An 8940-nucleotide genomic window follows, 5' to 3' on the forward strand; every position below is an offset into this window, starting at 1 on the left:
ACTATTAAAATTTTATGTCAGTTTTTTGAGTTTACACGGACTTTGAAACGGTCTCTAATGCTCTTTTAGTTATACAATAGCTCATTCTTATAATTATAAGCTTATATTTTATTTGTTCTTTTTTAAATTGATAATGTTAGAGATAATACTGGTAATTCCAGCTAAACAACTTCCTATTCCCCACTTGCGCCCCAATAAAATACCAAAAACACTAATTATGATTAGGAGTATACCAATTGCCATTCCTATCTTTGAACCTATTCTTGATACTTTTTTTGAAGGGTGTGTAAATTTTGTTACCCTATTCATAGATTTCTTCAAAGTCTCTTGTGACATTCTTTTTGTTGCATCCATTATTTTTTCGTTGTAATGAATCATTATATTGCCTCCTTTTTCTTTTACATTCATTTCATCATAGAAACTGCACATACTCACGAATATAGCCACTAATTTACTTCTTACCTCATTAAATTAAGCATAACCATACACTTTAGTACCAACCGACGGTATGTTTATAAGAAAAATAATATTCTTTAATTCTTAATGAAACTGTATAGCCTTAACAATTAAAGAATATATTATCATTTTATTTATTTTGAAAAACATTAATATCTCTATAGCTGCTAATAACTTTATTTATTAGTTCATCACTCACAATATCCATACCTAATTGTTTCATAATCTGTTGTAAAGCTTTTAAACGTTTTTCTGTTTCACTCAGATCACGATGAAATAAGACAGGATTAATCCATATATTTAGTAATAGCATAAATATTTCAGCACATTCGGTGGGATAGTCCGTTTCAATAGAACCATCTAGAACACCTTCCTCAAATAACTTGGAAATAACACTGGCATCATCATTTACGGTACCTTGTAAACCTGCAACAACAAATTGAGGGTTTTTAATTTGAGAACAAAGGATAATATCAATAGAATGAATTTCTGTATCAGTAGCAATCTGATATAAAATTTTTTTGATTTTTTCTTTTGTATTTTCAGCTTTTGTATTTTGTACTAATTGAGCTAACATTTCCCTTGCATAATTGGAACGTCTATTGATAACAGCATCCAGTATCTCTTCTTTGGATTTGAAGTGATGATAGATAGCTCCTTTTGACATTTTTAGTTTATCAATAATATCTTGTATAGTGGTTTTTTCGTAGCCATTTTCAATAAATAAAGCAGTTGAGATATTAAGTATTTGCTCTATAGTTTGTTCTGGATATTTATTTCGTGCCATGATAATCCTCCTCATATACCGACCGTTGGTATGTACCATAATATCACTAATATTATGAAATGTCAAAAATTATTTAATATAATGTTGAAAACTAATAACTATTGATTTAAGAAATAGATGAATACTTGAATAAAACTTTAGTTAAAAATATTATTTTTAATTAGTTTCAGCTAAGCTTTATAGTTATAGTTCGGAAACTAAGAAATATGGAACTTTTAGATTTCACAATCGTCTAATAATAAAGAGATGAGAAACGGAAGGAGGATATTAATTTATGAATAGAAGAATGTTTTTCTATCTATTTATATTGCTTATTAGCGGAATCTTAGCTGGATGTACTAATAAAAACTTCACAATAGAAGGTGTTAAATTGAAATACACGAATATAGAAGTTAGAGATGGTACAGCTGGGACTATGGTTTCTCTAGATAAGGAACAATCAGAAGGGTTATATAATTATATAAAGAAAATAGAATTTAAAAAAGACAGAACATCTGAGAAATCCACAGGATGGCGTTATGCTTTGGATTTTATGGCAGATGGGAAAGTAATTGACACCATCATGCTTCGAGATGAATCAACGATTAGTTATAGGGATAATTTTTATAAGACTGATGTATCTATGGATCTAGATTATATAGCTTCTCTATGTAAATATGTATTTAATGCAGTGGTTATTGATAACGACAATGGTCTTTTGGTAAGGCCAGATGTGGATTCCAACGAATTTAAATCCTCCGATAAAATCAGTGTAGGTACGAATAATACCATTATATATGATGAAAATAAAAAGAAAGTAGATTTAGATGAGGTTCAAATAGGTGATAGTATTAAAATTACTTATAACGGAATTATAATGGAATCATATCCTGCACAGATAGCAGCTGAGTATATCAATATTCTTGAATCTAATCTATTAATAAGCGGGTATATTACTATAATAGATGAAATATACAAAGAGGATAGTGGTTTGAACAATGATATAGGTATGATTGCTCTTAATTTAACCGAAATAGAGAATCTTTCTGAGGAAGATAAGGAAATTTTATTGATGAAACTATATAATACGTATGGTCTGGAAGTAAAAGAAAGTACTTATGAACAATTATTAAAAGAAGGACTTATTACCGAAAAGGGATTTTATTTTCCTTCAGGTATTTTAATAACCATTAGCAATTCAGAATATAATGAAAGCAAAAAAACACTGAACTATGATATAAAAAAATGGAGAAGCGGATTAGGTGCTGTTGGCTATAAAGGTAAGGCAGAATTCAACGGAGAAAAGTGGATAATATCAAAGGAAAATATGTGGATGAGTTAAGAAATTAATTATTGATTCAAATAAAATCATATTGGCAAAATATAATTATTATTAAGAGAGATTTAAGTTATTGACATTAAAATGACACGATGTATTGGTATTTTATGGTTAAGGAAAAAACTTAAATATGAAATGGGGAGTTTAATAATGAAAGTAGAAAAGATAAGAATAATTCAAAAGATATTATTCATAGTTACTATTTGTTTTTTATCATCATCCAATTCTGTTTTTGCTGCACAAACAAATTCTTATGATATCGGTAAAGGTAATATTACAATAAATAAATCTGGTAATTATACAATTTCAGGTAAGACGGATAAGAATATAATAATAATCAAAAAAGGTGTATCAACCAACATCACATTACGGGATGTTGAAATATCTACTACCGAAGACAATGTATCAATTCTGATTGAAGAAAAAGGAACTGCAAACTTTATCTTAAAAGGGAACAATAAGATAACAAATCAATGTCAAGAAGGTATTCATGTGAACTACGGAGGGAAATTTATTGTCGCCTCTAATAGTACCGGTTCTTTAGAAGTAGCCGGGGGGATTACTGATGCTGGTATTGGCGGAAGTGGCGCTATCACAATAAAAGGTGGTACCATAAAAGCAAAAGGCGGTCAATATGGTTATGGAATCGGATGTGGTTATGCATATCAGCTTGATCAAGACTATGACGGTGAAGCAGGAAGTATAACAATTAGCGGTGGTAATGTAACCGCAATTGGTGGAAAAGATGCTGGTGGTGGTATTGGTTTTTCTAGTAAAAAGTCATCAGGAAAAATAGAAATTACCGGGGGTACCGTCTATTCAATCTCGGGAGGTTCAGGAATAGGTTCTCATGCTTTTGAAGATAAAGGAAATAAAATTACAATCAGTGGCGGCAATGTAACTGCAATCGCCGGTGCTTATGGAGCAGGAATTGGTGATAATTTAAATCCAAATGGAACATCAGTTATAATATCAGGCGGAACCATTAAAGCAGATGGGGGCATGGGAACCGCTGTGTATGATTCCTGGTTCTATTCCAATGACATACGCCTTAGACAAAATAAACAAGAATACGACATAGCTGCTAAGAATATTACCATTACAGGTGGTCAAATTTTTGCGGATTCCTGTTCTGTACAGCCCCAAAATTCCCAGGGACAAGAATTATATCTTATGTTAATTCCAAGCGAGAAAGGCAAAGTAACTAAGATAATTGCTTATCAGATGAATTATGGTAATAAAGATATTAATTCACAGGGGATTTTAAGCTTATGGTTACCTAGATTAAATAGTATAGAAGGAAAATCCTGTTTAGATGTAACATTTTCATCAGGAAAACATACTAAGAGGGACGATTTAAGCACCTTAGATGTATTGCAAGATTATAGCAGGTCAAATGATATGGTATTTAATTTGTCCTCAGGCAGCTTGGACGTATATGAAAATGGTCTTATTTATAAAAATAAGATTTACCGGAGAAATAGCAATTATACTCCTATTAAAGTAACCGGCGCCACTTCAGATAATCAAATCGTAGTCCATAGTGGAAAACATAGGTTTGAATTTGAAAATGTAACTGTAGATTATTCAAAACAAACGGATAAAATGTTTTTCGTTGTGAGTGGCGAATCAGATGTCTTAATTAATAGTAAGAAACAAAACACAATAAAAACTGGCGTAAATAGTGTTGGATTTTATGTAGGTATTAATGCTAAGTTATCCTTTACCGGGAATTCCAATGAGAATAAATTAACCATAGAATCTTATGATGATTCGTATGGATTTGCTACTTCCGATGGTTCTATTCAACAATTTGGAGGAACAATATCAATGACTGCTAAGCAGAATAGTGTCGGAATGTATCTGGGTAATGCAGGTGTTTTCTCCTTATATAATGGAATAATCAATGGTACTGGTAATACTCAAAATGTAATTTATGGATTAAATTATATGAGAGTTAATGTGCATGGTGGCATAATGAATATGGATAACATTGGATACCATGATGAAGGCAATGAAGAAGTAATTGATGCAAGTAATTTTACTATTTCAAATGGAGAGGTTAATATCAACAATCGAATGATTTTTAACGCATTTGAAGTAACCGGTGGTACTATCAATGCTCATTTACTAGGTTCTGGAAGAGGCTCTGAAATTTTTATGTACCAAGGTAAGATAGTGATGGATCAATTTATAACAAATTATGCGAACATGGAATACGATCTTGCTTTTGAGTATAAAACACCGGATGGTGTATCAAAAGAGTCTGCTCTTGATACTTCTAACATCTATGGTGGAGAAATTATAGAAACACATAAAGTTACGATAGAGGAATTGGATAAGATATCATATGGAAGCTGCTAAAGTGAGTCATTAAAACTTTAATTTAATATGGATATATTAAATTAATTGAAAAATTAATATGAACTAAATAAGGAGGAAACTTTTTTATGAGACGATATGTTATTTTTGCATAGCAAAGGCTATTGCAAAATCAATAAGATAAAGTAGCCTTTGCTATTCCTGACAGATTAGTTGTGTTTAGGAGGGCAAAATGAGCTATATTAAAGCAGATAACATTCTACCATTAGAATTGGTGGAGTTAATACAAACATATATTGATGGTGAATATATTTACATTCCGAGAAAAGAGGAGAATAAGAAGTCCTGGGGATCAAGAACCAATACGAGAAAAGAATTGGATTTAAGAGATTGTAACATATATAAAGATTATTTAGAGGGTACGGTTATTGATACCTTGGCTGAGAAATATTATTTATCATCAAAGAGTATACAAAGAGTTGTATTAAAAGAAAAAAGAAAAAGTTAGAAAAATAGCCAATGTAGCCAATGTACTACATTGGCTTATTTTTATTTCTGAAACAATTATGAGGTTCCTTTTGCATTACATATCAAATAAAATATAGTCATTATGAGACAAAAAGGAGGAACTTGTTTTGAGAAAATATATTATTAATGCATAGCAGAAGCTATTGCATTATTAAATAAAGATAGTGAAATAGCTTTTGCATTTCTATTATATATATGAATGGAGAGGCAAATGAGCTATTTAAAAAAGAAACAATGGGCGTTAATACCAGATTCCGTACCGGAAGTAATAAGGTATTGCTCAAAGTGTGGAAGAAAGTCAAATTTTATTAATAGTGAAAAATTCAGAATCAATGCAAACCGTAATAATATCGATATTTGGTTAATTTATCAATGTGCAAAATGTAAGTCTACCTGGAATCTAAGCATTTATGAAAGAATTAATCCAAAAAATATTAATAAGAAATTATACGATAAATTTCTTGCAAATGATAAAATACTGGCTAAAGAATACGGATTTGATGTAACAATCCACAACAAAAATATGTCTGAATTAATTTTAGAAAATATGGATTATCATATAATTGAAATAGAAACCAAGGAATATTGTGAGAAGGAAAATGAACAGTCAATCGAGATAATTAGTGAATTTCCTCTTGATATTCGTATGGATAAACTTTTATCTGAAAACCTGAGAATTTCAAGAAATCAAATAAAGGATATGTTTGATCAGGGACTTATTTATAGCCAGGATGAAAAGAAATGGTTAAAGAAGAAAGTTAAGAATGGTATGATAATTAATATTGTAATTAGTCATGATTAAACTAATTAACACTTTAAAGGAATGGTGATATTAAATTCGTTAAGAGTATAAATATTGCTATTTCTTTTTTGTGAATTAAATAAAGCCAATTATAAGGTTTTAAATAATTTTTGCTTACCTTATATTATTGATGTAGTTATTTTTTTACAGATGATGTATAATCTTCGTAAATGTGTAAATTATTCAAACCTGTATAAATTATTCAAAACTGTATAAACAGAATAAAATATTAATGAATAAACAAGGACATATAACCTGTACTGAATGAATAAACTGTTAAAAATTAACAGCAATTTAAACATGATGCATCTTTCATGTTTCCGTTGTTTTTGACTAAACTTTGTGCTAAAATGTAGATATAATTCCTACTTTGTTTTAATAAAAATTTATTGATATAAGGAATTCACTATTTGATATTCTTGATTTTATCATAATGCAAAAGAACCTTTTTATATTATATTAGTAGGGGAAGAAATATTCAATAACGGAGGGGAACATATGTCAGTAAAACAGAGAGGATATAAATTATTAGCGGACTTTGACAAGGTCAATAATTTTCTAATTGATAGCTATTCTATAAAAAAGTTGAACGGTTATTTGCTGCAGCCATTTTGGGAATATGCTCATACACATCCGTTCTTTAACCACAAAATGACCCATCGTTTCGGAATATGGGAAGATAACGACAAAGTAGTGGCTGTTGTTTGCTATGAAACAGATTTAGGTGAATGCTTATTATATGCAGGAGAAAGATATGAATATCTTTATGAAGAGATGCTTAATTATGCAGAAGAACAATTAAGCATCCATAGGGATGGTAAACGAAAGTTGCGGATTTGGATAACAGATAAACAAAAAGTTTTATTTAATATGCTTGTTTTAGGTAACTATTCCATGATTAATAAAGAGCCAATAACCATATTTAACTATGACAAAGGTTTTAAAGATTACATATTACCGGAAGGCTATTCTATTATTTCTCTAGAAGATGAAAATGATATAAAAAAGTTACACCATTGCTTGTGGAAGGGATTTGATTGTGGTGATGACCCCGACGATAATCTGGATTCCAGGCTTTTTATGCAGTCAGCTCCACATTTTAGAAAAGACTTATCTACCATTATTAAAGCACCGGGTGGAGCGTACGCTTGTTTTGCCGGCATGTGGCTAGACGAAAAGAACCATTATGCCTACCTGCCTCCTCTTGCCACCGTCCCGGAACATAGAAGATTAGGACTTGCATCCGCTGCATTAACGGAAGCGATGAAAAAAACAGCTTCCTTAGGTGCCACCTATTGCTTTGGAGGTTCCCATGAATTTTTTAGTGCAATGGGATTTGAAACAATAGGATATAGAGAAGAATGGGAGAAGATTTGGTGAATAATATATAAAGGGCTATCTTTAAACCAATAAGGTAAAAGATAGTCTTTTTTCTGTTCTTGCCATAAAATTACCTACATGTTAAAATGAGGGAAATAGAAAATTTCTATATTTTCCCGGAGGATAAGATATGTTCAATATTTTGATTATAGAAGATGATAAGGCCTTAAGTGATGGTATTGTATTATCATTGAAAGATAATAATTATTTGATTTTACAGGCACATAATATAGCTGCGGCAAGAGAAGTTCTAAAAAACAATCCCATTTCATTAATTATTTTAGACATTAATTTACCGGATGGAAATGGTTTGGACTTCCTTCGTGAAATTAGGAAAAAGTATAGATTTCCTGTAATAATACTCACTGCAAATGACTTGGAAACCGACATTGTAACAGGTTTAGAATTGGGTGCTGATGATTATATTACAAAACCATTTAGCTTAATGGTACTAAGGGCCAGAGTAAAATTACAGCTGCGCAAGTCAGAAATTAAAGTTTCTAATGTAATACAAATAGATGATTATATTTTTAATTTTAATTCCATGGAATTCTCTAAAAAGGGTAATATAATAGAATTAAGTAAAACGGAGCAAAAGCTTCTTAAGATATTAATTGAGAATAAAGGACGTATACTAAGCCGCTCTGCACTTGTGGATTGGATTTGGACGGATGGTGCTGAATATGTAGATGAGAATGCTTTATCAGTAACTATTAAACGTTTGAGGGATAAGTTGGAAGAAAATCCGTCTTCTCCCATACATATAAAAACAGTATATGGAATCGGGTATACCTGGGCGGTGAAATAAATGGAATGGACGAGTACTGCGTTAATAATTCTATCAATTATAGCCTTTTTTCTTTCAATAGTTGTTGTCCTTTATAATAAATATAAGCTAAATAAAATTCTGAACCATTTATATGATATGTTAGAATCTGCTATCAGCAGTGACTTTACAGAAACCACTTACGATGAATCAAAAATGTCTGCATTGGAAGTGAAATTACATCAATATTTATGGGAGAGTGAGATATCTTCAAAAAATCTTGAAAAGGAAAAAGAGAAGATAAATTCACTGATTTCTGATATATCTCATCAAACCAAAACACCTTTAGCCAACATATTACTTTATTCTCAACTGTTATTGGAAAACAATCTTTCCGAAGAAGCAGAGCAATGTGCAGATCAGATTATGACCCAGACAGAAAAACTGAATTTTCTGATTGTCGCCTTAATTAAAACTTCAAGGTTAGAAAATGGCATTATTACTGTGCTGCCGCAAATGAATAAAATTAGCAGTTTACTTGATACCATTCGTAAACAGGTTATTGCTCAAGCGGACAACAA

At 30.8% G+C, this 8940-nt stretch carries 9 protein-coding genes; 7 read left to right on the forward strand and 2 right to left on the reverse strand.

The genetic code is table 11. From position 1 onward, the window contains the following. Positions 1-108: 108 nt before the first annotated feature. Both RT261_RS09495 and RT261_RS09500 read right to left on the reverse strand, forming a co-directional pair. On the reverse strand, positions 109-408 hold the full coding sequence (locus RT261_RS09495; protein ID WP_313132084.1) for a hypothetical protein: 300 nt from the start codon (positions 406-408) through the stop codon (positions 109-111). A gap of 178 nt (positions 409-586) precedes the next feature. Continuing rightward, positions 587-1243: a TetR/AcrR family transcriptional regulator gene (locus RT261_RS09500; protein WP_313132085.1), complete on the reverse strand. Its 657-nt coding sequence runs from the start codon at positions 1241-1243 to the stop codon at positions 587-589. Between the two features lie 274 nt (positions 1244-1517). On the opposite strand from RT261_RS09500, the gene RT261_RS09505 reads away from it, so the two are divergent. The 7 genes from RT261_RS09505 to RT261_RS09535 form a co-directional block, all read left to right on the forward strand. Beyond that, positions 1518-2564: a DUF3221 domain-containing protein gene (locus tag RT261_RS09505; RefSeq protein WP_313132087.1), complete on the forward strand. Its 1047-nt coding sequence runs from the start codon at positions 1518-1520 to the stop codon at positions 2562-2564. A 147-nt stretch (positions 2565-2711) separates the two neighbouring features. Next, complete coding sequence (locus tag RT261_RS09510; protein WP_313132089.1) at positions 2712-4925, forward strand: hypothetical protein; 2214 nt, start codon at positions 2712-2714, stop codon at positions 4923-4925. Positions 4926-5115: 190 nt separating this feature from the next. Continuing rightward, positions 5116-5391 (forward strand): CD3324 family protein, encoded by a 276-nt coding sequence (locus tag RT261_RS09515; protein ID WP_313132090.1) that lies wholly within the window; start codon positions 5116-5118, stop codon positions 5389-5391. Positions 5392-5622: 231 nt separating this feature from the next. After that, complete coding sequence (locus RT261_RS09520) at positions 5623-6213, forward strand: DUF1062 domain-containing protein (RefSeq protein ID WP_313132092.1); 591 nt, start codon at positions 5623-5625, stop codon at positions 6211-6213. Positions 6214-6711: 498 nt separating this feature from the next. Then, positions 6712-7593: a GNAT family N-acetyltransferase gene (locus tag RT261_RS09525; protein WP_313132093.1), complete on the forward strand. Its 882-nt coding sequence runs from the start codon at positions 6712-6714 to the stop codon at positions 7591-7593. Positions 7594-7723: 130 nt separating this feature from the next. Then, entirely contained in the window at positions 7724-8401 is a 678-nt protein-coding gene (locus RT261_RS09530) for a response regulator transcription factor (RefSeq protein ID WP_313132094.1), read from the forward strand. Further along, on the forward strand, positions 8402-8940 hold a 539-nt coding region (locus tag RT261_RS09535), incomplete at its 3' end, for a histidine kinase dimerization/phospho-acceptor domain-containing protein (protein WP_313132096.1).

This window comes from Anaerocolumna sp., from assembly GCF_032079385.1.
Classification (GTDB): domain Bacteria; phylum Bacillota; class Clostridia; order Lachnospirales; family Lachnospiraceae; genus Anaerocolumna.